The 23,745-nt window shown below is 72.0% G+C and carries 25 protein-coding genes; 13 read left to right on the top strand and 12 right to left on the bottom strand.

Going from position 1 to position 23,745, the window contains the following annotated elements:
• Positions 1 to 25 precede the first annotated feature (25 nt).
• The 5 genes from ACZ63J_RS11660 to ACZ63J_RS11640 all read left to right on the top strand — a co-directional run bounded on the left by ACZ63J_RS11660 (position 26) and on the right by ACZ63J_RS11640 (position 3,332).
• Complete coding sequence (locus tag ACZ63J_RS11660) at positions 26 to 553, top strand: hypothetical protein (RefSeq protein ID WP_465308787.1); 528 nt, start codon at positions 26 to 28, stop codon at positions 551 to 553.
• Position 554: 1 nt separating this feature from the next.
• Positions 555 to 1,037, top strand: coding sequence for a hypothetical protein (locus ACZ63J_RS11655; protein WP_465405796.1), 483 nt, complete (start codon positions 555 to 557; stop codon positions 1,035 to 1,037).
• Between the two features lie 76 nt (positions 1,038 to 1,113).
• Entirely contained in the window at positions 1,114 to 2,247 is a 1,134-nt protein-coding gene (locus tag ACZ63J_RS11650) for a GuaB3 family IMP dehydrogenase-related protein (protein WP_465308791.1), read from the top strand.
• 69 nt (positions 2,248 to 2,316) lie between these two features.
• A complete protein-coding gene (locus ACZ63J_RS11645) occupies positions 2,317 to 2,724 on the top strand; it encodes a hypothetical protein (RefSeq protein ID WP_465405794.1) in 408 nt (135 codons plus the stop codon).
• Complete coding sequence (locus ACZ63J_RS11640; RefSeq protein WP_465405792.1) at positions 2,724 to 3,332, top strand: DUF3558 domain-containing protein; 609 nt, start codon at positions 2,724 to 2,726, stop codon at positions 3,330 to 3,332. The genes ACZ63J_RS11645 and ACZ63J_RS11640 overlap by 1 nt, the downstream gene beginning before the upstream one ends.
• 24 nt (positions 3,333 to 3,356) lie before the next feature.
• Here the strand turns inward: ACZ63J_RS11640 and ACZ63J_RS11635 are convergent, their stop codons facing one another.
• Positions 3,357 to 3,551 carry a DUF397 domain-containing protein gene (locus ACZ63J_RS11635; RefSeq protein ID WP_465335901.1) on the bottom strand — a complete coding sequence of 65 codons (195 nt, stop codon included), beginning with the start codon at positions 3,549 to 3,551 and terminating at the stop codon, positions 3,357 to 3,359.
• Between the two features lie 165 nt (positions 3,552 to 3,716).
• Between ACZ63J_RS11635 and ACZ63J_RS11630 the strand changes: the two genes are divergently transcribed.
• From ACZ63J_RS11630 to ACZ63J_RS11620, 3 genes are all read left to right on the top strand, one after another.
• Positions 3,717 to 5,429 (top strand): FAD-dependent oxidoreductase, encoded by a 1,713-nt coding sequence (locus ACZ63J_RS11630; RefSeq protein ID WP_465405790.1) that lies wholly within the window; start codon positions 3,717 to 3,719, stop codon positions 5,427 to 5,429.
• Positions 5,430 to 5,523: 94 nt separating this feature from the next.
• Positions 5,524 to 6,234: a maleylpyruvate isomerase N-terminal domain-containing protein gene (locus ACZ63J_RS11625; RefSeq protein WP_465405788.1), complete on the top strand. Its 711-nt coding sequence runs from the start codon at positions 5,524 to 5,526 to the stop codon at positions 6,232 to 6,234.
• 127 nt (positions 6,235 to 6,361) lie between these two features.
• Positions 6,362 to 7,882: an FAD-binding oxidoreductase gene (locus tag ACZ63J_RS11620; protein ID WP_465405786.1), complete on the top strand. Its 1,521-nt coding sequence runs from the start codon at positions 6,362 to 6,364 to the stop codon at positions 7,880 to 7,882.
• Here the strand turns inward: ACZ63J_RS11620 and ACZ63J_RS11615 are convergent.
• On the bottom strand, positions 7,879 to 9,324 hold the full coding sequence (locus tag ACZ63J_RS11615; RefSeq protein WP_465405784.1) for an aldehyde dehydrogenase family protein: 1,446 nt from the start codon (positions 9,322 to 9,324) through the stop codon (positions 7,879 to 7,881). The genes ACZ63J_RS11620 and ACZ63J_RS11615 overlap by 4 nt on opposite strands.
• A 55-nt stretch (positions 9,325 to 9,379) precedes the next feature.
• A complete protein-coding gene (locus tag ACZ63J_RS11610) occupies positions 9,380 to 10,414 on the bottom strand; it encodes a zinc-dependent alcohol dehydrogenase family protein (protein WP_465335896.1) in 1,035 nt (344 codons plus the stop codon).
• A 74-nt stretch (positions 10,415 to 10,488) separates the two neighbouring features.
• Between ACZ63J_RS11610 and ACZ63J_RS11605 the strand changes: the two genes are divergently transcribed.
• Positions 10,489 to 11,076, top strand: coding sequence for a rhomboid family intramembrane serine protease (locus tag ACZ63J_RS11605; protein ID WP_465405782.1), 588 nt, complete (start codon positions 10,489 to 10,491; stop codon positions 11,074 to 11,076).
• A 21-nt stretch (positions 11,077 to 11,097) separates the two neighbouring features.
• Here ACZ63J_RS11605 and ACZ63J_RS11600 read toward each other — a convergent pair whose 3' ends face one another.
• Both ACZ63J_RS11600 and ACZ63J_RS11595 read right to left on the bottom strand, forming a co-directional pair.
• Positions 11,098 to 11,538: a hypothetical protein gene (locus ACZ63J_RS11600; RefSeq protein ID WP_465335893.1), complete on the bottom strand. Its 441-nt coding sequence runs from the start codon at positions 11,536 to 11,538 to the stop codon at positions 11,098 to 11,100.
• Positions 11,539 to 11,610: 72 nt separating this feature from the next.
• Positions 11,611 to 12,162 carry a DinB family protein gene (locus ACZ63J_RS11595; protein ID WP_465405780.1) on the bottom strand — a complete coding sequence of 184 codons (552 nt, stop codon included), beginning with the start codon at positions 12,160 to 12,162 and terminating at the stop codon, positions 11,611 to 11,613.
• A gap of 124 nt (positions 12,163 to 12,286) precedes the next feature.
• Between ACZ63J_RS11595 and guaA the strand changes: the two genes are divergently transcribed.
• Complete coding sequence (guaA, locus tag ACZ63J_RS11590; RefSeq protein WP_465335891.1) at positions 12,287 to 13,843, top strand: glutamine-hydrolyzing GMP synthase; 1,557 nt, start codon at positions 12,287 to 12,289, stop codon at positions 13,841 to 13,843.
• A gap of 67 nt (positions 13,844 to 13,910) precedes the next feature.
• Here the strand turns inward: guaA and ACZ63J_RS11585 are convergent, their stop codons facing one another.
• A complete protein-coding gene (locus ACZ63J_RS11585) occupies positions 13,911 to 14,150 on the bottom strand; it encodes a hypothetical protein (RefSeq protein WP_465405778.1) in 240 nt (79 codons plus the stop codon).
• Positions 14,143 to 15,429 (bottom strand): PspC domain-containing protein, encoded by a 1,287-nt coding sequence (locus tag ACZ63J_RS11580; protein ID WP_465405776.1) that lies wholly within the window; start codon positions 15,427 to 15,429, stop codon positions 14,143 to 14,145. The genes ACZ63J_RS11585 and ACZ63J_RS11580 overlap by 8 nt, the downstream gene beginning before the upstream one ends.
• A gap of 132 nt (positions 15,430 to 15,561) precedes the next feature.
• Here ACZ63J_RS11580 and ACZ63J_RS11575 point away from each other — a divergent pair, with 132 nt between their 5' ends.
• Together ACZ63J_RS11575 and ACZ63J_RS11570 are read left to right on the top strand one after the other, a co-directional pair.
• Entirely contained in the window at positions 15,562 to 16,866 is a 1,305-nt protein-coding gene (locus tag ACZ63J_RS11575) for a PspC domain-containing protein (RefSeq protein ID WP_465335888.1), read from the top strand.
• Between the two features lie 40 nt (positions 16,867 to 16,906).
• Complete coding sequence (locus tag ACZ63J_RS11570; RefSeq protein WP_465405774.1) at positions 16,907 to 17,575, top strand: response regulator; 669 nt, start codon at positions 16,907 to 16,909, stop codon at positions 17,573 to 17,575.
• Here the strand turns inward: ACZ63J_RS11570 and ACZ63J_RS11565 are convergent.
• Both ACZ63J_RS11565 and ACZ63J_RS11560 read right to left on the bottom strand, forming a co-directional pair.
• Complete coding sequence (locus tag ACZ63J_RS11565) at positions 17,533 to 18,012, bottom strand: hypothetical protein (protein WP_465405772.1); 480 nt, start codon at positions 18,010 to 18,012, stop codon at positions 17,533 to 17,535. The genes ACZ63J_RS11570 and ACZ63J_RS11565 overlap by 43 nt on opposite strands.
• A gap of 19 nt (positions 18,013 to 18,031) precedes the next feature.
• Positions 18,032 to 18,934: a DMT family transporter gene (locus tag ACZ63J_RS11560; protein ID WP_465405770.1), complete on the bottom strand. Its 903-nt coding sequence runs from the start codon at positions 18,932 to 18,934 to the stop codon at positions 18,032 to 18,034.
• A gap of 104 nt (positions 18,935 to 19,038) precedes the next feature.
• Here ACZ63J_RS11560 and ACZ63J_RS11555 point away from each other — a divergent pair, with 104 nt between their 5' ends.
• Complete coding sequence (locus ACZ63J_RS11555) at positions 19,039 to 19,941, top strand: LysR family transcriptional regulator (protein WP_465308827.1); 903 nt, start codon at positions 19,039 to 19,041, stop codon at positions 19,939 to 19,941.
• Here ACZ63J_RS11555 and ACZ63J_RS11550 read toward each other — a convergent pair.
• From ACZ63J_RS11550 to ACZ63J_RS11540, 3 genes are all read right to left on the bottom strand, one after another.
• Positions 19,938 to 21,029 carry a serine/threonine-protein kinase gene (locus ACZ63J_RS11550; protein ID WP_465335886.1) on the bottom strand — a complete coding sequence of 364 codons (1,092 nt, stop codon included), beginning with the start codon at positions 21,027 to 21,029 and terminating at the stop codon, positions 19,938 to 19,940. The genes ACZ63J_RS11555 and ACZ63J_RS11550 overlap by 4 nt on opposite strands.
• A gap of 13 nt (positions 21,030 to 21,042) precedes the next feature.
• Complete coding sequence (locus tag ACZ63J_RS11545; protein WP_465405769.1) at positions 21,043 to 22,665, bottom strand: serine/threonine-protein kinase; 1,623 nt, start codon at positions 22,663 to 22,665, stop codon at positions 21,043 to 21,045.
• 215 nt (positions 22,666 to 22,880) lie between these two features.
• Positions 22,881 to 23,744: a hypothetical protein gene (locus ACZ63J_RS11540; RefSeq protein WP_465405767.1), complete on the bottom strand. Its 864-nt coding sequence runs from the start codon at positions 23,742 to 23,744 to the stop codon at positions 22,881 to 22,883.
• Position 23,745: the final 1 nt, after the last annotated feature.

Here is a 23,745-nt window from a genome sequence, read left to right as displayed (position 1 = left end):
GCCACTTTGGTGTGCACTGAACGGCATGACGGTCAGCCGCTTCACGCGCGTGCTGCGCACGGTGTTCTTCACGGCCGTCGCGATCATTTCGCTCTTCCTCGGCGGCATCGTGTGCCTGATGTGCCAGGTGCTCGCCGGCCGTGACGCGCCCACCTACCGCGTCGAGGGGCACATCGTGTCCCACGAGCAGGGCGCGCTCCCGGTCGGCGGCGACGAGGACGCGGTCAGCCACACGATCGCGGTCGACGCCGGCAACCACCTCTACCGCGTCACGGCGGTCGGGCCCGACCTCGACCTGCCCACGGGGCAGCCGGTCGCGCTCGACGTCTCGACGGCCGACGGCAGCATCGCCTACCTCCGCGCCGGCGGCGGCGTGATCGACCTCCGGCCGGGCGTGATCCGGCCGGTGCTGCTGATCGTCGCCTCGCTGTTCGCACTGGGCGCGGTGTACTTCGGCGCGGTCCGGCTGAACGTGTACCCACCCCTGGCCACCTGGCTGGCGCTCGCCCTCGGCGCGTTGCTGGCGCCGGTGGTCGTCTTCGTGCGGGTGTGAGGTGCCCGGCAGCCTGGCCGCACCCGCGGTGTGGGGCGTCGCCGCCGGAGCGGGGCTGACCTTCGCCGTCTACGGGATCCTCGAGTCGGCCGGGCCGGTCGAGCACGCGGAAGCCGTGGTCGAGGCGAGCCACGACTACGAGTCGTCCGGGAGCCGCCACCACTACGACCTGGTGCTGCGCACGGCGTCCGGCGAGCGCTTCGAGGCCGAGGGCTCCGAGAAGGGCCTCGGCGTCCGGCCGGGGGACAACGTCGGGATCGAGGTCTCCGCCGTCGGGAGGGAGGTGCAGGCGGTGCGCGTCTATGGCCGCCGCGTCGGCACCGACGAGGGGGAGGGCGTCGCCTTCTGGGGCGTGCTCCTCGGCGGCGGTTCCCTGCTCGGCGCGCTGGCGAGCGCGGCCGAGGCCCGGCGTCCGCTGCCGGCCGCGCTGAGCACGGCGGCCGGGCTCGGCATGGGCGTGGCGCCCGTATTGCTGTTGTTCTAACCCCCGTGCGCGGGTCACCCACGCGGACTAGCGACAATGGGGCACGGCAGATTGTCGTCGTCGGAGGAGGCTTCACGTGCGGGACCTGGTCGAGATCGGGATGGGCCGCACCGCGCGGCGGGCGTATGACCTCGACGACGTCGAGATCGTGCCGTCACGGCGGACCCGGTCGTCTTCGGTGGTGTCCACCTCCTGGCAGATCGACGCCTACCGCTTCGACCTGCCGCTCGTCACGCACCCGACCGACGCGATCGTCTCGCCCGGCACCGCGGTCGCCGTCGGCGAGCTGGGCGGCCTGGGCGTGCTCAACGCCGAAGGGCTCTGGGCGCGGCACCCCAACGTCGAGGACGCCATCTTCCAGCTGGTCCGCGCGGCCGAGGACCTCGAGGACCCGACGGCGGTCGGGCGTGTGCTGCAGGAGCTGCACGCCGCGCCGATCCGGCTCGACCTGCTGACCGAGGCGATCAAGACCGTCCGCGAGTCCGGCGTCACGGTCGCCGCGCGCGTCAGCCCGCAGCACGCCGCCGAGCTGACCCCGGACCTGATCGCGGCCGGCGTCGAGATCCTGGTCGTGCAGGGCACGATCATCTCCGCCGAGCACGTGGTGCGCGACGCCGAGCCGCTCAACCTCAAGGACTTCATCGGCCGTCTCGACGTCCCGGTGATCGCCGGCGGTGTGAGCGACTACCGCACGGCGATGCACCTCATGCGCACCGGCGCGGCCGGCGTGATCGTCGGCCACGGCTACACGCCGGGTGTCACGAGCACCGACCGCGTGCTCGGCATCGGCGTCCCGATGGCCACGGCGATCATCGACGCCGCGGCCGCCCGCCGCGACTACCTCGACGAGACCGGCGGCCGCTACGTGCACGTGCTCGCCGACGGCGGCATGACAACCTCGGGTGACATCGCCAAGGCCATCGCGTGCGGCGCGGACGCCGTGATGCTGGGCTCCCCGCTGGCCGCGGCGTCGGACGCGCCCGGCCAGGGCCTCTACTGGACGGCGGCGGCCGCGCACCCGTCCCTGCCGCGCTCGCGCGTGGCGGCCGGGCCGGACTACGCCGTCGACCTCAAGACCCTGCTGTTCGGCCCGTCGTCCGACGCGGAAGGCGTGGTGAACCTCTTCGGGGCGCTCCGCCGCGCGATGGCGAAGACGGGTTACTCGGACCTCAAGGAGTTCCAGCGGGTGGGGCTCACCGTCCGCCGCTGAGGTTGACGCGGCGCGCCGGGCAACGCAGAGTGTCCGAGATAGAGCGCTGCGTGGCCGGGGAGGGCGACGATGGGTTCCGTGTACGACCCGGACGCGGATTGGTCGTTGCCGGGGCCGAACGGTGTTCCGGTGGCGGGTTCGTATGGGGTGCCGGCTGATCCTGGGGCCGGTTTCGCCTACGACGAGGCGACGCTCCGGGAGCTGGCCAAGGACTGGGACGATCTGGCCGACGAGTTCAGGGAAGACCGCAAGAAGGCCAACTACATCGCCAGTGCTCAGGGCCCGGGCCTTGAGTACGCCAGCCAGGGCAACGCCAAGCAGATCCGAGCTTCCGGTGAGACTCTGCTGAAAACATTGACTGCGCGTGAGGAGTACTGCCGGGCGATGGCGGAACGATTCCGGGCGGCGTTGGGTAAGTACGCTGCTGCCGAGGACGCTCATCGGACCGAGATCGATCAGGCCGGAGGCAGTCTGTGATGCGCCGCGTGATGGTTCCGCTGAGTGCCGCATTGCTGGTGCTCGGTGCTTGTGGCACCACAAACGGGGGCACGGCTGTTCCGGTTCCGTCGGCGCCCTCCTCCGAGACTGCAGACGAGGTTCCTGGGCCGGGCGTGCCGAAGGTGGCGAACCCGATCGACCTCACGAGGCTTGAGCAGGCACCGTGTGACGCGTTGACGCCAGCTCAGGTCGCCGCATTGCTCGGCTCGGAGGTGGAGACAAAACCTGAGCCTGACGCGGACGTAGGGCCCGTGTGCAACTGGGAAGCGCCCGGCAGGGCCGGCGTCGGCATCATTTTCGGCAAGCTGGACAAGCGTGGCCTGACCAGGGTCTATGCCGCGAAGGGGAACGTCTATCCCTTTGTCGAGCCGCTGGAGCCGGTCGACGGGTACCCGCTCGCCGCTTATGACGGCGTCGGGGATCAGCGGGCCAGGGGAGAGTGCACCGTCGCTGTGGGAACCAGTGACACGCAAGCCATCGACATCAGCGTTGATCAGTCGGAGAAGAACGTCGGCAAGAGTGATCCCTGCGAGGCCGCGCGTCAGGTCACGGCGATGGTGCTGGGCAACGCGAAGGCCGGGAGCTGACGGGTCAGCTCCCGGCCGAGTGGACTACTGCCCGGTGACGTGCGCGAGGAACGCGCCGAAGGCCGCTTCCGAGTAGACGAGGATCGGGCGGGGCGCCGGCTGCTTGGTGTCCCGCACCCCGACCACGCCGGGGGCGGCGCCGATCTCGACGCAGGCGTTCTCCTCGAAGTGGCTGTGGCTCGACTTGCGCCAACCGGTGAGCTGCTGCTGCGGGCTCATCGTGGTGCCTCCTGGATTCGTGTCCCGCTCAGCGGTGAATCGCCGACGTGGACATCGAGCACTTCGATAGATACCCACTTCCGGGCGCCGTGAAAGCGTCCAGAAGGGTGACTGGCCAGTAACTTACCTCTGGTCAGGACGGGAACCCCGGGTTACGCTCAAGGTGTGACTGCCAGTAACACCACCACCGGCGCAGGCGAACCCGACTACGACGTCGTCGTGGTGGGGTCGGGGTTCGGCGGCAGCGTCGCGGCGCTGCGGCTCACTGAGAAGGGCTACCGCGTAGCCGTCGTCGAGGCCGGGCGGAGGTTCGCCGACGACGAGTTCGCGAAGACGTCCTGGGACCTCAAGCGCTACCTCTGGGCGCCGCAGGTCGGCTGTTACGGCATCCAGCGCATCCACATGCTCAACGACGTCATGGTCCTGGCGGGCGCGGGCGTCGGCGGTGGGTCGCTCGTCTACGCGAACACGCTGTACCGGCCGCTGAAGCCGTTCTACGCCGACCGCCAGTGGTCGCACATCACGGACTGGGAGTCCGAGCTCGCGCCGCACTACGACCAGGCCAGCCGGATGCTCGGCGTGGTCACGAACCCGACCATCACGCCGTCCGACGTCGTGATGCGCGACGTCGCGAAGGACATGGGTGTCGCCGACTCCTTCCACGCGACGCCCGTCGGCGTTTACTTCGGCAAGCCCGGGGCGAAGGCGGCCGACCCGTACTTCGGCGGCGCGGGCCCCGCGCGGACCGGCTGCACCGAGTGTGGCTCGTGCATGACCGGCTGCCGCGTCGGCGCGAAGAACACGCTGGTCAAGAACTACCTGTACCTCGCGGAGCAGGACGGCGCGAAGGTCATCCCGCTGACGACGGTCACCTCGGTCCGGCCGGTCGAGGGCGGGTACGAAGTCGACCTGAAGAAGACGGGCACGACGTCCCGGCGCTTCCGGACGACGATCACCGCCGGAAAGGTCGTCTTCGCGGCCGGCACCTGGGGCACCCAGAACCTGCTGCACAAGCTGAAGGACACCGGCACGCTGCCGAAGCTGTCGCGCCGGCTCGGCGAGCTGACCCGCACGAACTCCGAGGCGATCATCGGCGCGGCCCGGACCGACGTCGACGAGAGCCGGAACTTCAGCCGCGGGGTCGCGATCACGTCGTCGATCCACCCGGACGAGAACACCCACATCGAGCCGGTCCGCTACGGCAAGGGCAGCAACGCGATGAGCCTGCTGCAGACGATCGCCACGGACGGCGCGTCGCCGGTGCCGCGCTGGCGGCAGGCGGTCAGCTTCATGGTCAAGCACCCCGTCCAGACGGCGAAGCTGCTCAACGGCTACCGCTGGAGCGAGCGCACGGTGATCCTGCTGGTGATGCAGAGCCTGGACAACTCGATCACGACGTACACGCGGCGCGGGCTGTTCGGCCGACGCAAGTACACGTCGAAGCAGGGCCACGGCGAGCCGAACCCGAGCTTCATCCCGGCGGGCCACGAGGCGAACGAACGCACGGCCGAGCGCATCGGCGGCCTCGCGGGCGGCACGTGGGGCGAGATCTTCGACATCCCGCTGACGGCCCACTTCATCGGCGGCGTCCCGATCGGCGCGACGGCCGAGGAGGGCGTGATCGACCCGTACCACCGGGTGTTCGGCTACCCGGGCCTGTCGGTGGTCGACGGCGCGGCGATCACGGCGAACCTGGGCGTGAACCCGTCGTTGACGATCACGGCCCAGGCCGAGCGGGCATTCTCGTTCTGGCCGAACAAGGGCGAGACGGACGAGCGCCCCACGCAGGACGCGTCGTATGTCCGGTTGGCGCCGATCGCCCCGAAGAACCCGGCGGTTCCGGCCGACGCGCCCGCCGCCCTGCGCCGGACTTCGTGACGCCGCGCGTGTCGTCCGGCTGGGTACGCGTGTCGTCCGGAGCGGGTCGCGTGGGCGGCCCCGGTGAGGCGCCGGACCTCCTAGACTCGAGGCCGTGACGGCATTCGAGAAGGCGCACGCGCTGCTCGGCGGGGTACGGAAGCTCGACGACGAATGGGCCCGGGCCATCGGTGGCCTCGGGGAACCCGAGCTGCGCGCGTCCAGTGCGTTGCCGGACTGGACTCGGGCGCATGTTCTCGCCCACGTCGCCCGGAACGCCGATGGCCTGCGGAACCTGCTCGTCTGGGCGAACACCGGGGTCGAGACGCAGATGTACGCCAGCGCCGAAGCGCGCGAAACCGACATCGAGGCCTCCTCCCGGCACGGGGCCGCCGACCTCCTCGCCGACTTCGTCTCCTCGGCCGCGCGGTTCGAGAAGTACGCCGCCGCGATGCCGGACGACGGCTGGGCGCGGGAGGCCCGCAACCGGCAGGGTGCGCCCGTCACCGGGGCCGTCGTCGCGCGGATGCGGCTGTCCGAGCTGACCATCCACCTCGCCGACCTCGACCGCGGGTACGACCTCGACCGGGTGCTCGGCCTGCTCGGCCCGCTCGCCGAGGACGTCGTCCAGCACGCCATCACCTCGCGGAGCGCGCACCTGCCCGCGCTTCGCCTGGTCGCCGAGGGCACCGGGGAGTGGACGATGGGCGCCGCGCCGGGGGCGACCGTCTCCGGGACCGCCGGCCAGCTGCTGGCCTGGCTCAGCGGCCGCACCGACGGGTCCGCGTTGGACGGTGCCGTGCCGCGGATCCCCGCCTGGTCCTGAACGCCGCGCGCGCCGCCGCCGTGTAGGTCGTAGGGCCGGTCGAGATGTTGACGACGGCCCGCCGACCTAGACTGGGCGTCCCCGGCAGCGAGGAGTCCGATGTGGACAACGTGAGCAGGCCGGCCCGATGACCGGGCAACCCGCCGGACGGCCGCACGTCCCCCACCGTATGGACCTGGACCGGAGGACGTTCCTGCGTGTCGCCGGGGTGTCGGCCGCCGGCGCCGTCGCCGCCGCGTGCGGGCCGGGTGGCCCCACCTCGCCCGTCGCCTCGAGCGCGACGTCCGCGCCGACCACCTCCGCGCCGCCCTCGACGCGGCTGCCCACCGGCCCGCCGAACTGGGACGACCTGCGCAGCAAGCTGACCGGCAACCTGCTGCGGCCGGGCGACGACACCTACGACACGGCCAAGCGCGCGTTCAACCCGCTCTTCGACGGCAACAACCCGGTCGCCGTGGTGACGGCGTCGACACCGCAGGACGTCCAGGCGGCCGTCCAGGCCGCCGCGGGCCGCGTGACCATCGCCGCGCGCAGCGGCGGCCACAGCTACGCCGGTTACTCGGCGCCGGAGGGCGGGCTGGTCGTCGACCTGGCCGCGCTGAACAAAGTGGACATCCAGGGCACCAAGGCCGTGATCGGCGCCGGTGCGAAGCTCAAGGACGTCTACGCCGGGCTCGGCGGGGCCGGGCGCGCGCTGCCCGCCGGCTCCTGCCCGACGGTCGGCATCGCCGGGCTGACCCTCGGCGGCGGCATCGGCGTGCTCGCCCGCAAGTACGGCCTGACCTGCGACCACCTGAGCTCGGCGCAGGTCGTCACGGCCGACGGCAAGCTGCTGACGGCGTCCGCGACGTCCGAGCCGGACCTGTTCTGGGCGCTGCGCGGCGGGGGCGGCGGCAACTTCGGCATCGTCACCGAGTTCACCTTCGACACCGATCCGGCGCCGAACCTCACGGTGTTCTCGCTGCGCTTCCCGGCCGGCTCCGCGGCCGACGTGCTCACCGCGTGGCAGCAGTGGATCCCCGCGATGCCGCCGGAGCTCTGGGCGAACCTGGTGCTGTCGGGCGGCTCGCCGGTGCAGTGCCGGGTCAGCGGCTGTTACGTCGGCAACGCGCCCGGGCTGAACACGCTGCTGAACAACCTGACCACCAACTCCGGCGCGCGCCCGACCCAGCGGACCGTCAAGAGCCTCGACTACCTCGGCGCGATGAAGTACTTCGAGGGCAGCTCGGCCCGCCAGACCTTCCTCGGGTCGTCGCGGATCATCACGGCCCCGGTCGACGCCGCGAAGATCGTCGCGATCGCCGACGGCCGCACCGGCACCGACCTGCTCATCGACGGCCTCGGCGGGAAGGTCGGCGAACCGGCGAAGGACGCGACGGCGTTCTGGCACCGCGACGCCCTCGCGAGCGTGCAGGTCTACACGCAGGCGACGGCGAAGACGCGGGCGAAGGCGGCCCAGTCGGTCGCCGACGTCGTCGCGGGCCTCGACGCGGCCGGCGCGGGCGGCGGCTACGTCAACTACATCGACCCGGCTCTGCCCGACTGGAAGACCGCCTACTACGGCGACAACGTGAAGCGGCTCGGGGACGTCGGCAAGAAGTACGACCCCTTGAACGTCTTCCGGTTCGGGCAGAGCGTCCAGATCTAGAGGTCGATGCCGGTGAACACCGTGACGCGCTCCTCGGTGAGGTCGTGCATCGCGGCGAGCACCCCTTCGCGGCCGACGCCGGAACCCTTGACGCCGCCGTAGGGCATCTGGTCGGCGCGGTAGGACGGGACGTCCCCGATGATCACGCCGCCGACCTCCAGCTCGGCCGAGGCGTGGAACGCCAGCTGGACGTCGGCGGTGAACACGCCGGCCTGCAGCCCGTACGCGGATTCGTTGACCGACCGGAAGGCCGCGTCCACACCGTCCACAACGGACACCGCGAGCACCGGCCCGAAGATCTCTTCGTCCCAGGCCTTCGTGCCCGCCGGGACGTCGGTGAGCAGGGTCGGCGCGACGGTCGCGCCGTCGCGGGTGCCGCCGGTGAGCACCTTCGCGCCCGCCTCGACGGCTTCGTCGACCCACGCAATGATCCGCTCGGCGGCGGCTTCGTCGACCACCGGGCCGACGTCGGTGGCGCGGTCGTACGGGTCGCCGGTCCGCTGCGCCTCCACGGCTTCCAGCAGTGCGGGCACGAACTCGTCCGCGACGGCGGCGTCGACGATCACCCGCTGCACGGCGATGCAGGACTGCCCCGCCTGGTAGTTGCCGAAGGTCGCGATGCGGTGCGCGGCGCCTTCGGGGTCCGGCCAGTCCCGCAGGACGACGGCGGCCGCGTTGCCGCCGAGCTCGAGCACGACGTGCTTGCGCGGCGCGGCGTCCTTCAGCGACCAGCCGACCGGCCCGGACCCGGTGAAGGACACCACCGGCAGCCGCGGGTCGGCGACGAGTGCTTGCGTCTCCTCGTTTCCCAGCGGCAGCACGGAGAACGCGCCTTCCGGCAGGTCCGTCTCGGCCAGGATCTCCCCGAGGATCAGCGCCGAGAGCGGAGTCCGCGGCGCCGGCTTGACGATGATCGGCGCGCCGATCGCCAGCGACGGCGCGACCTTGTGCGCCACCAGGTTGAGCGGGAAGTTGAACGGCGCGATGCCGAGCACCGGCCCGCGCGGGACCCGCCGGGTCAGCGCCAGCCGCGCCTCGCCCGCGGGGTCCGTGTCCAGCCGCTGGACGTCACCGGCGAACCGGCGGGCCTCCTCGGCGGCGATGCGGAACACCGACACCGCGCGGCCGACCTCGGCCTCGGCCCACTTGAGCGGCTTGCCGTTCTCCGCCGTGATCACCTCGGCGATCTCCTCGGCCCGCGCGGCGAGCGTGCGCGAGACGTGGTCGAGCGCGCCCGCGCGGACGTGCGCGGGAGTGCCGCGGAGCTCACGGGCGACGGCGACCGCGGCGGCCACCGCGCGCTCGACCTGCTCCGGCCCGGGCACGGCGACCGTGGCGACCTCGCTGCCGTCGTACGGGTGGTGCACAACGAGGGTGGTGGCGCCCGGCTCGGGGCGGCCGGCGATCCAGGCGGGGCGCGGCTCGGGGGTGATCATGTCCATGTGTACCAACGTAATCCGGGTGGCGGTCCGGCCGGCGGACCCCCACCCGGACGGGTCACGGCTTGATGAGCACCTTCAGCGCCTCGCGGTCCGCCATCGCGCGGTAGCCGTCCGGCACGCCCTCGACGTCGATCGTCCGGTCGAACACCCGGCCGGGCTGGAACTTGCCCTCGAGGACGTCCGGCAGCAGCTCGGGGATGTAGTGCCGCGCGGGCGCGACCCCGCCGGTGACGGTGACGTTGCGCCGGAACACCGACACGCCGATCGGGCCCTCTTCGTACTGCGGCAGCCCGACCCGGCTGACCGCGCCGCCCGGGCGCACGACCCCGACGCCCATTTCGAAGGCGCCCTTCGTGCCGACGCATTCGAGGACGGCGTGCGTGCCCTGGCCGCCGGTCAGCTCGCGGACCTTCTCGATGCCTTCGTCCCCGCGCTCGGCGACGACGTCGGTCGCGCCGAACTCGCGGCCGAGGTCGGTGCGGGCCTGGTGGCGTCCCATCAGGACGATCCGGTCGGCGCCGAGGCGCTTCGCGGCGAGCACGGCGGAGAGGCCGACGGCGCCATCGCCGATGACCGTGACGTTTTGGCCCTCGCTGACCCGCGCCTTCGTGGCGGCGTGGTGGCCGGTCGAGAAGACGTCCGACAGCGTCAGCATCGACGCGAGCAGGTCGTCGTCCTCGGTGTGCGGGAGCTTGACGAGGGTGCCGTCGGCCTGCGGGACGCGCACGGCCTCACCCTGGCCGCCGTCGACGCCCTTCGCGCCCCAGCCGCCGCCGTGCAGGCACGACGTCTGGAGGCCTTCGCGGCAGAACTCGCAGGTGTTGTCGGACCAGACGAACGGCGCGACGGCGAGGTCGCCCTTCTTCACCGTGGTGACGTCGGCGCCGGTCTCCTCGACGATCCCGAGGAACTCGTGCCCGATGCGGCGGCCGTGCTCGCGGGGCGGCATGTCGGCGTACGGCCAGAGGTCGCTGCCGCAGATGCAGGACCGCACGACCCGCAGGACCACGTCGGTCGGCTCCGCCAGCTTCGGGTCCGGGACGGTCTCGACCCGTACGTCGCCGGCGCCGTAGATGACTGTCGCTCGCATGGCTGGGCCTTTCCGTGGTGGTTCGTGACAAACGTCGGGGGTGCGACGCCGGTGGCGCGCCTAGATTTTCGTCCATGACGACGCGCACCGCACCCCGCGACCTGTTCACCGGGACCCGGGCCCCGCTCCTGACGGCGGTGGTCTTCGCGGTCACGCTGGCGTGCGGCGTCGCGCAGCTGGTCCACCGGCCGCTCTACGACGCCGTTGTCCGTGACGCGGCCCGCATCAACGACGGCCAGTGGTACCGCCTGGTCACGGGCATGTTCTTCCAGGACGGCTGGGCGTCCGGCCTGGTCTTCAACCTCGTCGCGCTCGCGGTGGCCGGCTTCTTCGCGGAGCGCGTCTTCGGCCGGGTCGCGTGGCTGTCGCTCTACCTCGGCTGCGGACTGTTCGGCCAGGTCATGAGCTACGTCTGGCTGAACCCGGTCGGCGCGGGCAACTCGATGTGCGTGGCCGGGCTCGTCGGCGGCCTGACGACGGTGCTCCTGACCGCGGGCCGGCGCGGGATCGTGCTGCCGACGCGGCTGCGGGTGTGGGCGTGGGCCGTGCCGGTGCTGGCCGTCGTCGACACGGTGCTGCACGACAACCACGGCCTGCCCTGCCTGCTCGGCATGGCCCTCGGCTTCCTGTTCCTGCCGCGGCCGGTCGTGAGTGGCGATTAGGGTTCTAACCCGAATTGCCACTCACGACGGCGTCAGCCCGCCGAGGCGGTGCCAGTGCTCGACCAGGTGGGTCTGCACCGGCACCGCGAGCAGCTCGGCGAGGTCCTCCTCGGCCGCGCGGGCCGCCGCCTCGGTGCGTTCCCAGGCCCGGAGGTCCGCCTCGACGGCCACCCGCGCGCCGGCGCCCGTCCGGGCGTGGCCGGCCGCGATCAGGTCGCAGCGCAGCTCGTCGGCGCGGCCCAGGTCCACGGTGTGCCGGGCGTCGAGGACGATCCCGCGGTCCGACCGGACGCCGTAGCGCACGGCGATCCGCAGCAGGTCGTTGCTGAACGCACGCGCTTCGGCGGGCAGCCAGGACAGCCGTTCCCAGTCGGGCAGCGGCTGGTCGTCGGCGCGGCAGACCGCGTACCCGGGCACGTCGCACCAGGTCACGCGGCCGGGAGGGCAGAGTCGGTAGAGCATCCACGGTCCCCTCGGCGGCAGTCGGCCTTGGTCAGGCCTCACCCCGTGAGTCGGACTGATCGTGACTCGGTGTTACACCGACCGGGCGCGGTAGAGGTCGCGCAGCAGGAGCAGCTCGGCGCAGTGGTGGATCATCTCGCGGGTGATGTGCAGGACCAGCGTCGCCATCGGCTCCTTCGCGTACGGCCCCTCCGCCGGTCCGCACGCCCGCGCGAGGCCCTCGTCGTCCAGTGAGCGCACGCCTTCGAGCCACCGGGCGTAGTACTCGTCCAGCAGGGCCATCGCCTCCGCCGCCGTGCCCGGGTACGGGTAGTCGTCGTAGCTCATCGGCGGGCCGCCGAAGTGCGACGCCGTCCGCATGCCGAGGACGCCGACCAGGATGTGGCTGAGCCGCCACGCGATCGTCGTGACCGGCGGCGGGACCGGCTCAGGGAAGGCGAAGTCGATGGTGAACGGGCCCGTGCCGAACTCGTCGTCCGACTTCCGGGGCCGCACGGTCCAGCAGTCCGGGACCGGCTCCCAGAAGTACTCGTCGTCGGTGAGCCCCTCGAGCTTCGGGCGCGTGTGCACCGTCCAGTGGAAGTCGAGCTGGTCGGTCAGTTCCTTCGTCCAGTTCACAGCCATACCGAGACCGTAGGACTCGTCGCGGACACCCGCTGTCCTCGTTCGCAACCGGGGCCGGGACCCGGGTGACCCGGCCCACCTGGGACGATGGAGGCGAATCCCGCCGCTGCCAGGAGGTCCTCAGGTGCCCAACCCCACCGGTCCGGTTCTCGTCGTGGACTTCGGGGCGCAGTACGCGCAGCTGATCGCCCGGCGCGTCCGGGAGGCGCAGATCTACTCGGAGGTCGTCCCGCACAGCGCGTCCGTCGAGGAGCTGCTCGCGAAGAACCCCGCGGCGATCATCCTTTCCGGCGGCCCCTCGAGCGTGTACGCCGAAGGCGCCCCGGGCATGGACCCGAAGCTCACCGAAGCGGGTGTCCCGATCTTCGGCATCTGCTACGGCCACCAGCTGCTCGCCAGCGCGCTCGGCGGGGTCGTCGAGCCGACCGGCGTCCGCGAGTTCGGCCGCACCGAGGTCCGCGTGACCGGTGACGGCGGGGTCCTGCACGCCGGCCTGCCCGCGCACCAGCCCGCGTGGATGAGCCACAACGACAGCGTCACCAAGGCCCCGGAGGGTTCGGTCGTCACCGCGTCCTCCGACGGCGCCGAGGTCGCCGGCTTCGAAGACGTCGAGCGCCGCTTCGCCGGTGTCCAGTACCACCCGGAGGTCGCGCACTCGCCGCACGGCCAGGAGGTGCTGCGCCGGTTCCTGCACGACATCGCGGGCATCAAGCCGCAGTGGACGACGTCGTCGATCGTCGAGGAGCAGGTCCGGCGGATCAGCGACCAGATCGGCGACGGCCGCGCGATCTGCGGCCTCTCCGGCGGTGTCGACTCCGCCGTCGCCGCCGCGCTCGTGCAGCGCGCCATCGGCGACCGGCTGACCTGCGTGTTCGTCGACCACGGCCTGCTGCGGGCGGGGGAGCGCACCCAGGTCGAGCGCGACTTCGTCGCCGCCACCGGGGTCAACCTCGTCACGATCGACGCGCGCGAGCGGTTCCTCGACGCGCTCGCCGGTGTCACCGACCCGGAGCAGAAGCGCAAGATCATCGGCCGCGAGTTCATCCGCGTCTTCGAGCAGGCCGAGCGCGACCTCAAGGCGAAGGGCGACTACCGCTTCCTGGTCCAGGGCACGCTGTACCCGGACGTCGTCGAGTCCGGCGGCGGCGAGGGCACGGCCAACATCAAGAGCCACCACAACGTCGGCGGCCTGCCGGACGACCTGCAGTTCGAGCTGGTCGAGCCGCTGCGGCTGCTGTTCAAGGACGAGGTCCGGCGCGTCGGCCTGGAGCTGGGGCTGCCGGAGACGATCGTCCAGCGCCAGCCGTTCCCCGGCCCCGGCCTGGGCATCCGCATCATCGGCGCGGTCGACCAGGAACGCCTCGACACCCTGCGCGCGGCCGACCTGATCGCCCGCGAGGAGCTGACCGCGGCGGGGCTGGACCGCAGCATCTGGCAGTGCCCGGTGGTCCTGCTCGCGGACGTCCGCAGTGTCGGCGTCCAGGGTGACGGCCGGACGTACGGCCACCCGGTCGTGCTGCGCCCGGTGTCGTCGGAAGACGCGATGACCGCGGACTGGACACGCCTGCCCTACGACGTCCTCGAGCGGATCTCCACCCGCATCACCAACGAGGTGGCGGAGGTCAACCGGGTGGTCCTGGACGTGACGTCCAAGCCGCCGGGCACCATCGAGTGGGAATAAGGGCCCAGACAGGACTCGAGGCCCTGGCGTGGGATCCAGGGCCTCGAGAGAGTGGTGGTTTTCGGTTCTAACGCCGGCGTTTGCCGAACGACGCGCCGAGGAGCAGCAGCCCCACGAACACCGCGCCGCCCGCGATCACCCAGCGGAAGTCGAAGTGCGGCAGCCAGCTCGCGCCGTCCGAGAGGACGTAGGCGGAGATCAGCAGCGTCGCGACCCCGACGATCAGGGTGAAGACGTCCAGGCCGCCGCGCCTGGCGGGCCGGCTCTCGGCCGGGTTGTCGTAGGCGTAAGGGCTCTGGTCAGTCACGCCGCACCTCCACGTTGCCCACACTGTTCGACACGTGCAGGGTGATCTTCTGGCCGCCGACGCCGTCGGTGCCGTTGTCGGTCCCGGACAGCGTCTCCTGGCTGATGCCGTCGGTCGAGCGGCCGAAGCACTCGGCCTTGCCCGCGCCGGTGTGGCAGTCGTAGGTGACGTCCGCCGTCGCCGGCACGGTGATGGTGGTGTCGCCCGCGCCGTTGACCACGTTGGTGGTGATCGGCAGCCCGGCCGGCAGCTTGGTCAGGTCGAGGTCGATGTCGCCCGCCGCGTGCTGGTAGAGCGGCTTCAGCTCGGTCACCGCGCGCGGTGTCTCGTTGAGGTCGCCGACCCCGCCGCGGACGTTGAAGTTCTGGAACGGCGCGGTCGTCAGGATCATCCCGGCGATCGCCAGCGGCACCGCGAGCCCGATCAGGCCGCGCCCGCCCCGGACGAAGGCGCCGGTGACCAGGCCGATCCCGACCACGCCGAGGACCAGGCCGATGACGTGCTGCGCGGAGAACCAGCTCGCGCCGTTGAGGTTCGCCAGCACGCCGCCGCCGGCGGTCAGCACGGCGAGCGCGAAGGTCACCGAGCCCACCTTCGAGTTCCGGCGCCGCTCCGGGCGCTGGTAGGACGACGGCGGCACGGGCGGCGGCGGTTCGTGCGCCGCCGGCGCCTCGGGCAGGTCCCAGCCGGCCGGGTCGGCGGCGAGGGGGTCCCAGCCCTGCGCCGGCGACTTCGCCTCGGCGGTCGCAGTGTCGGTCATGGTGAAGGCTCCGTTCCCGGTGAAGGCTCCGGACCGCGACCGCGCGACGACCGGCGCGGGCCGGTTCAGGTGGCCGCGGTTGCGGTGCAGCAGATAGAGAGCGGTGGCGATGAGCGCAAAACCGATCAGCCCGCCGCCGTCGAACCAGGTGGAGCTGAACGTGCCCCCGGCGCTCGCGACGGTGAGGATCGCCAGCACCACGGCGAACGCCGGCGACACCGACGAGCGGCCCCGGCCGATCAGGCCTTCGAAGCCGGACACGTCGTCGCTCTCGCCCGGCAGGAACAGCCAGGCCAGCAGGTAGAAGGTCAGACCGAAACCACCGAAGATCGTCGCGACCACCAGCGCGATCCGCACCACGACCGGGTCGATGCCGTACCGGTGGCCGATCCCCGCGGCGACACCGGCGACCTTGCGCCCGGCGTGCGGCCGCCGCGGCCGGCTGGCCCAGAAGTCCTTGACGGTCTCTTCGAAGCCGTTCAAGGCGTTCGACGACCGCGTTTCGCTCGCACCACTCATGACGAAAAGTCTGCTGGACGGCGTCCGCGGGGACATCCGGGATGGTCCCTGAGGTTTCCCGGAGCCGGGTTCCCGGGGTCGGTGGCGGTTCAGGGGTTTCCCCGATGGAACCCCTCGTGCCCGCGTGTGACGATGGGTCACGTGCAGGAGTCCCTCGAGAAGGTCACCGCCGAACAGCCGGTGGTCCCGGCCGACCAGGCCGCGCCCAAGATGTTCCGGCGCCGGTCCGGCCGCGCGATCGCCGGGGTCGCCGGTGGTCTCGCCGACCACCTCGGCGTGCCGGTCCTCTGGGTGCGCACGGCGTTCGCGCTGCTGGCCGCGCTCAACGGCGCCGGCCTGCTCGCCTACGGCCTGCTCTGGGTGTTCGTCCAGCAGCAGTCCGAAGAAGCCGCGGAAGAGCCCAAGCCGAAGGAGCGCCAGCAGGCGTTCGGCCTGATCGCGCTGGGCGTCGGTCTCGCCGTCGCCAGCGGGACGCTCACCGGGTTCATCAGCGGCTGGGTCGCCGTGCCGCTGGCCGTCGCGATGCTCGGTCTCGCCGTCGTCTGGCGGGAGGCCGACGAGTCGCAGCGCCGCCGCTGGCGGGTCGGCGCGAAGGACGGCTTCGCGGGCGCGTTCCTCGGGGGCGGCGGCTGGTCGGCCGCGATCCGGATCGTCGCCGGCGTCGCGCTGGTGATCACCGGCATCACCGTCGTCGTGCTGCGCAGCGGCACCCTCGACCAGGTCCAGTTCGCGCTCATCGCCGTCATCGCGACGCTCATCGGGGTCGCCGTGCTGACCGTGCCGTTCTGGCTGCGGCTGGTCCGGGACCTCTCCGACGAGCGCAAGGCCCGCATCCGCACCGACGAACGCGCCGAGATCGCCGCGCACCTGCACGACTCCGTGCTGCAGACGCTCGCGCTGATCCAGAAGCAGAGCGAGCAGCCGCGCGAGGTCGCGCGGCTGGCCCGCAGCCAGGAACGCGAGCTGCGCGGCTGGCTCTACGGCCCCAACGGCTACGGCAAGCCCGTCGAGAAGGCCGAGGAGACCCAGGCCGCCGGGCAGCTGTCCGAAGCGCTCGCGACGGCGTGCGGCGAGGTCGAAGACACCTTCGCGATCTCGGTCGGCCAGGTGGTCGTCGGCGACGCCGAGCTGGACGAGTCCCTGGTCGCGCTGGTCCAGGCCGCGCGGGAGGCGATCGTCAACGCCGCCAAGCACGCCGGGGTCGAGGAGGTCAGCGTCTTCGCCGAGGTCGAGCCGACGTCGGTCACGGTGTTCGTCCGCGACCGCGGCAAGGGTTTCGACCCCGACCTGGTCCCGGACGACCGCCACGGCCTCGCCGACTCGATCCGCGGCCGGATGACCCGCCACGGCGGCACGTGCAAGGTGCGCACCGCGCCGGGGGAGGGCACCGAAGTGCAGCTCGCCATGCCGGTGAAAGCGGGCAAGGGGGCCGCGTGAGGCGGCTATGCTCGGGGCTCAGGGCTAGCGAGGGAGAGTCGTGACGGACAACCAGCGGGAACCGGTCAAGGTGTTCCTCGTCGACGACCACGCGCTGTTCCGCGCCGGGGTCCGCACCGAGCTCGACTCGATCACCGACGAGGTCCGCGTGGTCGGCGAGGCCGGTTCGGTCGCCGAGGCGGTCGCCGGAATCGCGCGCACGAAGCCCCAGGTGGTGCTGCTCGACGTCCACATGCCCGACGGCGGCGGCGCCGAGGTGCTGCGCCGCGTCCGCCCCGAGCTGCCGGACGTCGTGTTCCTGGCGCTCTCGGTGTCCGACGCGGCAGAGGACGTCATCGCGGTCATCCGCGCCGGCGCGCGCGGCTACGTGACGAAGACGATCTCGTCGAAGGAGCTGGTCCGCGCGGTGGTCCGCGTCTCGGACGGCGACGCGGTGTTCTCCCCGCGGCTGGCCGGGTTCGTGCTGGACGCGTTCGCCGACCGCCCGGGCTCGGCCCCGATCAACGACCCGGAGCTCGACCTGCTGACACCCCGCGAGCGCGACGTCCTGCGCCTGCTGGCGCGCGGGTACGCGTACAAGGAGATCGCGTCGGAGCTGTTCATCTCGGTGAAGACCGTCGAGACGCACGTGTCGAGCGTGCTGCGGAAGACCCAGCTTTCGAACCGCTACGAGCTCTCCCGCTGGGCCTCCGACCGCCGTCTCGTCTGAGCTTCTTCGGGCACGACCGTCATTTCTTCTCCGTGGACGAAGCTGCCCGTGACGATTTCGGAGCCTCGGTGGTGGTAGCGCCGCTCGAACATCTTTCCCATACCGGTCACTTCGTTGTCGTACTCCGCGCTCGTACGGTCCCGACGAGGGAGGACGAGCGGAAGGTTCCCGCAATCGAGGTTCATGCGCCGATTGATCCTTCCGCCCTTGGCGCCGACCGAAGTCACGAGGTGAGCCTCGACGCGCAAGTCCACCGCGGCGCGACGGCTCATGGTCACCACCTTGATGCGGAAGATGCCTGAACTCGGATCCTCGGCGATTTCGGGCGCGATGATCATCTTCGGGGTAAGGCGGCTGAGGATCAGGATCCACAGCGTCGAAGCCACCACACTGGACAAGATCCCGACCGCAATGGCCTGTGCCGTTTCCGTCCGCACTCCGCGATGCCGTTGACGGTCAGACGCGTTCCAGCACCGGCTCCACCGGTGCTCGTTTGGGCAGCCGGGTCAGCGCGACCCCGCCGAGCACGACGACCATGCCCGCGATCACCCGCGCGTTCAGCTGCTCACCGAGGAACACCGCGCCCAGCAGCACCGAGACCACCGGCAGCAGGTACCCGACGACCGAGGCCGCGACCGCGCCTTCGCTCGCCAGCAGCTGGTAGTTCAGCGCGAACGCGATGCCGGTCGAGCCGATGCCGAGCACCAGGATCGCCAGCAGCGGCCCGAGCTGGAAGTGCACCGGCGTGAACCCGCCCGCCGGCAGCGCCAGCAGCAGGAACCCGCTGGCCAGCAGCATCTGCCCGGCCGAGAGCGCGTACGGCGACGTCGACGTCCCCGACAGGTACTTGCCCTCGTAGACGAACGCGAAGCCGTAGCTCGCCGCCGCCGCGAGGCACGCCAGCGCGCCCCAGCTCAGCAGGCCCGACGCCTGCCACGGCGCGAAGATCAGCAGGATCCCGCCGAGCCCCACCAGGAGCCCCGCCAGCCGCGTCCCGGTCATCCGCGACGACGTCCCCATCATCGGCGCCGCGAGCAGCACCCACAGCGGGGTGGTCGAGTTCAGCACGCCGGTGATCCCGGAGTCGACGGTCGTCTCACCGACCGCGAACAGCAGGAACGGCAGCGCGTTGTGGAAGAACGCCGCGACCGTCAGGTGCCCCCACAACCGCCGGTCACGCGGGAGGCGCGCCCGCTGCAGGCGGCACAGCACCAGCAGCATCGCCGCGCCGAGCACGAGCCGCGCCAGCACGAGCTGCACCGGCGAGAACATCCCCAGCCCCAGCTTGATCCAAAAGAAGCTCGAACCCCACATCAGCGCCAGCGCGGCGATCCTGAGCAGGGTCTTCGTCTCGCCCACCCCATGTCCTCCTTCGACGATCGACCCGAGCTTCGTCGCGGAAAGACGTAAGGACAAGCGAAAATAACTGCAGGAACCCTTAAGCTCAGCTGTACGATCTGGGCATGCTCGACGTCCGCCGCATGCAGGTCCTCCGCGCCGTGATCACCAGCGGGTCGATCACCGCCGCGGCCCGCAACCTGGGGTACACGCCGTCCGCGATCAGCCAGCAGCTTTCCGCGCTGGAACGCGAAGCCGGCACCGAACTGCTCGAACGGGTCGGCCGCGGCGTCCGGCCGACCCCGGCGGGCGCGCTGCTGTCCGAGCACGCCGAGACGCTGAGCGCCGAGCTGGCGAAGGCCGAGGCCGCGCTGACCGAGCTCAAGGAGGGCCGCATCGGCCGCGTCGCCGTCCGCTACTTCGCGACGGCGGGCGCGTCGCTGGTCCCGCCCGCCATCGCCGCGGTCCGCCGCGAGCACCCCGGCATCCACCTCGACCTCAAGCTCGTCGAGCCGCTCGACCCGCTGGCCGACGTCGAATCGGGGGACGCGGACGTCGCGATCACCGTGTTCCCGCGCCGGACGCCGCCCAGCAAGGGTGTCGAGCTGGTGCACCTGCTCGACGACCCGTACCGCGCGGTGCTGCCGCGGGCGCACCCGCTGGCCCGCAAGCGGGTGCTCGACCTGACCGAGTTCGCCGACGAGCCGTGGGTCGGCGTCGACGGCCTGCCCGGCATCTGCCGCGACATCCTGCTAGGCGCGTGTGCGCAGGCCGGCTTCGCGCCGAACGTCGTCGTCGAGTCCGAGGACTACCAGACGGCGCAGGGGTTCGTGGCCGCCGGCATCGGCGTCGCCCTGATCCCCGAGCTCGGCCTCGGCTCGCAGAACTCCGGCATCGTCGTGCGCCGGATCCGCAACCCGGAGCCGATCCGGTCGATCCACGCCGCCGTCGCGTCACGCGCGTGGGGGCAGCCGGCCGTCCGCACCCTGCTCGAAGCGATGCGTGAGGCGACGGCGAAGGTCGCTTAGACGAAGAACAGCTCCGAGACGAGGATGCCGACCAGCACCGCCGCCAGGATCGCGGCCACGGTGATCAGCGTCTTCTTCGACACCGGCAGGTTCCACTCGTCCCCGCCCGCCTGCTGCGGCTGGGGGACCGGCGGGGGCGCGTACTGCGTCGCCTGCGGCCGCGCCACCGGCTGCATCCGCTGCGTCTCCTCCGCCGCGGAAACCCCGGACGGCGGCAGCGGCATCTGCTGCTGGAACTGCGGCCCCGACGGTGGCGCCGGGGTGTGTGCCGGGTTGAACGGAGGGGTTGGCGGGGGCGGCAGCCCGGGCGCGGTCGGCGGGATGAACGCCGTCTCCCGGCCTTCGGTGATCGCGCTCAGCGAACGGACCGTGTCGGACATCGTCGGCCGGGTGGTCGGGTCCATCCGCAGCATCTTGCGCAGCGCCTCGGTGAGGACCCCCGCGTTCTGCGGCGGCCGCTCGGACGACTGCCCGTCGTCCCCGAACGGCGGCACCCCTTCGACCGCGGTGTAGAGCGTCGCGCCGAGGGAGAAGACGTCCGCGGCCGGCGTCGGCGGCAGCCCGCGCGAGACCTCCGGCGCCACGTACGCCGCGTGCGGCCCGCCGCCGCTGATGCCGATGTCGGTGAGCTTCACCCCGCCGTCGTCGGCCAGCAGCACCGTGCCCGGCTCGAGCGTGCGGTGCACGAACCCGGCCGCGTGGATCGCGGCGAGCGCGTTGCCGAGCTGGATGCCCAGCGCCGCCGCCTGGTCGGGGGTGAGCCGGCCGTGCTCGGCGAGGAACGTCGCCATGCTGCGCGACGGGATGTACTCCATCACCAGCCAGACGTCCTGGCCGTCGGGGAGCACGTCGAACACCTTGATCGCGGACGGGTGCTCGATCCGCGCCGCGTCCTTGCCCTCCTGCATGGCGGCCGCGCGCGCCTGCTCGGCGCGGTCACCGCCGCCGACCGGCAGGTACATCCGCTTCATCGCGACGGTGCGGAACAGCCGCGTGTCGAACGCCAGCCACACGATGCCCGCGCGGCCACGGCCGATCGGCTGGTCCAGCCGGAACCGGCCGCCGACGATGGTGCCTTCGGAACTCAACTCAAACCTCGGGTTACGGACTAGGTGGCGTCGACGTCTCGGTGCCGGTGTCGGTCGGCTTCGTTTCTGTCGTGGGCGTCGTCGGAGTCGTCGTCTTCGGCGTGGTCTTCGGCGTCGTCTGCGGCTCGGTCTGCCGCGACGTCGTCCGCTTCGACGACGAGGTCGTCTCCTCGACCGGCGGCGGCACCTCCGCGGTGCTGGTCGGCTCGTCCGTCGTCGACGGCAGCGACTCCGACGTCGCGGCGGGCGTCGGCCTGGAGCTCGACACCGGGGACGCCGGCGCCTCCGGGTTGTTCGGGCTCAACAGCCAGACGGCCAGCGCGACCAGGCCCACGACGACAACGCCGCCGATGATCGCCGGGCGCTTCCAGGCGCCGGGCTTCCCGTCGTCGTCCTCGTCGACCGGGCTGGTCTGCGGACGCCGCGGCGGGGGCGGCGGGACCGGCTCGTCGTCGTAGTCGTCGTAATCGTCGTCGGCGTACCGGGCCTGGTCGGGCCCCGGCACCGGGACGGCGCGGGTCGCGGCGAGGCCGGGCGGCACGCCGTCGGGGTAGTGCTCGTCGTCGTCCGGGTACCGGCGGTAGCCGCCGTCGTAGTCGTCTTCCGGGTAGCCGGTGCCTTCCGGGTAGTCGTCCTCGTCGTAGTACGGCACGGCCTGGGTCGGCGCGGCCTCGCCCAGCAGCGTGCCCGAGTGGCCGACGGGGACCTCGTCGAACATCTGGGTCGCGTTCGGGTCGGCGATGGCGGCCGCGCCGAGGACACCGGCGGACGGCGCCAGCATCGTCTCCTCCGCGGGCGCGCCGAGCGGCGTCTCACCCCGCGCGACGGCGGCGAGCAGCTCTTCGCACTCTTCGGCGGTCGGCCGGTGCTGCGTGTCCGGGTGCAGCAGCACGGCCAGGACGCTCGCCAGCGGCCCGGACTGGCGCGGCGGGATGATCTGCCCGGCCGCGACCGCGTGCAGCAGGCTCAGCGTGTTCTCGGACAGCCCGAACGGCGGCTGGCCTTCGCACGCCGCGTAGAGCGTCGAGCCGAGGGAGAAGACGTCCGACTCCGGGCCCGGGTCGCCGCCGATGGCGACCTCGGGGGCCAGGTAGGCGGGGGTGCCGGCGATCATCCCGGTCTTGGTGACCGTGACGTCGTCCTTGGCGCGGGAGATGCCGAAGTCGGTGATCTTCACCGTGCCGTTGCCGGCGAGCAGGATGTTGCCCGGCTTGATGTCCCGGTGCACGATCCCGACCGCGTGCGCTTCGCGCAGCGCCGCGGCGACCTGGGCGCCGATGCGGGCGACCTCGGTCGGTGGCAGCGTGCGGCGTTCCTGCAGCACGGCGGCCAGGCTGGTGGAGTTCAGGTACTCCATGATCAGGCACGGCTGGCCGTTGTCGTCGGTGACGACGTCGAAGACGGAGATCGCGTTCGGGTGGTGCAGCCGGGCCGCGATCCGCCCCTCGCGCATCGTCCGCTGCCGGGCGTCTTCCTTGTCGTGCTCGTCCAGGTGCGGCTGGAGCAGGAGCTGCTTGATGGCCACGGTGCGGCCCAGGACCTCGTCGTGCGCCTGCCAGACGGCCCCCATCGCGCCCGTGCCGATCCGGCCGTCGATGCGATATCGACCGGCGACCAGACGACCCTCGTCGCTCACGCGACCTCCCTTTGGGCTCCGACTTCACCAGGGCGTGAGGATCGGTGCCTGGTGAGGCGGCCACACACACGCCGCTTGGCTGGAGCGTATGCACATGTCGTGGGCAGTGCGCCGGCTTTTCCGGGACCGACGCGTGACAAGGCTAGGCGCTCACTCTGCGCACACGAATCCGGTACGGGCACTTGAACCACGGGTGAAGGCGTGATCGCAATGGGCTACATGTACTGGGCCGAGACGAGCTCGGCCTCGGTGATCAACCCGCCGCTGTCCGCGACCCGGAACAGCTGGGTGACGCGCACCAGGCCGCCGTCCGGCCGGCGCAGCGTCGCGACCGCGAGGATCGAGCCGTCCGGGTTGATCTGCGTGTCGCCCTCCTGGACGTCGATGGCGTCCATCGAGCTCCAGGTGCGGACCAGCTCACCGGCGGCGCCGTCGGCCAGCGACGGGGCCAGCTGGGCCAGCGCGCCGGACGGGTTCTCGGCGATGGCGGCGTAGAACTCCTTGACGGCCTGGATCTTCCGGGCCGCGCTGCGCGCGTCGGCCGCCTGGTCCGGCACCGCGTGCGCCGTGCTGGGCGCCGCCTGCGGCTGCGGGCTGCCGGCCGAGCGCTCCTCGCTCGAGGACGGCGTGCCGCCGGAGTGCGTCTCCGGCGTGGTGGTCCCGTGCTGCTCCGGGGCGCCGCCGCCGGCCTGGTGCTGCGGGACGGCGAGGCCGCCGAGCTCCGCGGCGCCGCTGAAGCCCGCGGGCGTGGACTGGCCGTCGGCGGAGGCGGCGCGGTGCGCCTGGGTCAGCAGCGGGGCGAAGACCACGGCGCTGGCGACGAGCGCGCCCGCGCCGAGCAGCCCGGCCAGCTTGGCGCGGCGGACGAAGCGGCTCTCGGGCTCGCCGTCGTCCTCGGCCTGCTCCGGCTCGCGGACCGGCTCCGGCCGCGGCGGCAGGAACTTCTGCGGGTCGCGAAAGACCTGCTCGAGATAGTCGCGGTCGGCGTCGCCGACACCGTCGAGAATCTCGGCCGGGATCACGTCCTCGACGCGGACGGCGTGCTGTGCCTCACGCCGTGTGCGCTGCCGATCAAGCACG

The sequence above is a fragment of the Amycolatopsis sp. NPDC104863 genome (assembly GCF_055582965.1).
This window is presented reverse-complemented; position numbering and strand designations above follow the sequence as displayed.

Bases quoted from the DNA above. Each gene is read 5' to 3' on its own strand.
- ACZ63J_RS11620 (WP_465405786.1), top strand. From the start codon at position 6,362: ATGACCGGGCAACCCGCCGGACGGCCGCACGTCCCCCACCGTATGGAC.
- ACZ63J_RS11605 (WP_465405782.1), top strand. From the start codon at position 10,489: ATGACGACGCGCACCGCACCCCGCGACCTGTTCACCGGGACCCGGGCC.
- ACZ63J_RS11640 (WP_465405792.1), top strand. From the start codon at position 2,724: ATGCGCCGCGTGATGGTTCCGCTGAGTGCCGCATTGCTGGTGCTCGGT.
- ACZ63J_RS11610 (WP_465335896.1), bottom strand. From the start codon at position 10,414: ATGCGAGCGACAGTCATCTACGGCGCCGGCGACGTACGGGTCGAGACC.
- ACZ63J_RS11635 (WP_465335901.1), bottom strand. From the start codon at position 3,551: ATGAGCCCGCAGCAGCAGCTCACCGGTTGGCGCAAGTCGAGCCACAGC.
- ACZ63J_RS11660 (WP_465308787.1), top strand. From the start codon at position 26: ATGACGGTCAGCCGCTTCACGCGCGTGCTGCGCACGGTGTTCTTCACG.
- ACZ63J_RS11645 (WP_465405794.1), top strand. From the start codon at position 2,317: ATGGGTTCCGTGTACGACCCGGACGCGGATTGGTCGTTGCCGGGGCCG.
- ACZ63J_RS11580 (WP_465405776.1), bottom strand. From the start codon at position 15,429: ATGAGTGGTGCGAGCGAAACGCGGTCGTCGAACGCCTTGAACGGCTTC.
- ACZ63J_RS11615 (WP_465405784.1), bottom strand. From the start codon at position 9,324: ATGGACATGATCACCCCCGAGCCGCGCCCCGCCTGGATCGCCGGCCGC.
- ACZ63J_RS11575 (WP_465335888.1), top strand. From the start codon at position 15,562: ATGGGTCACGTGCAGGAGTCCCTCGAGAAGGTCACCGCCGAACAGCCG.
- ACZ63J_RS11600 (WP_465335893.1), bottom strand. From the start codon at position 11,538: ATGCTCTACCGACTCTGCCCTCCCGGCCGCGTGACCTGGTGCGACGTG.
- ACZ63J_RS11595 (WP_465405780.1), bottom strand. From the start codon at position 12,162: ATGGCTGTGAACTGGACGAAGGAACTGACCGACCAGCTCGACTTCCAC.
- ACZ63J_RS11555 (WP_465308827.1), top strand. From the start codon at position 19,039: ATGCTCGACGTCCGCCGCATGCAGGTCCTCCGCGCCGTGATCACCAGC.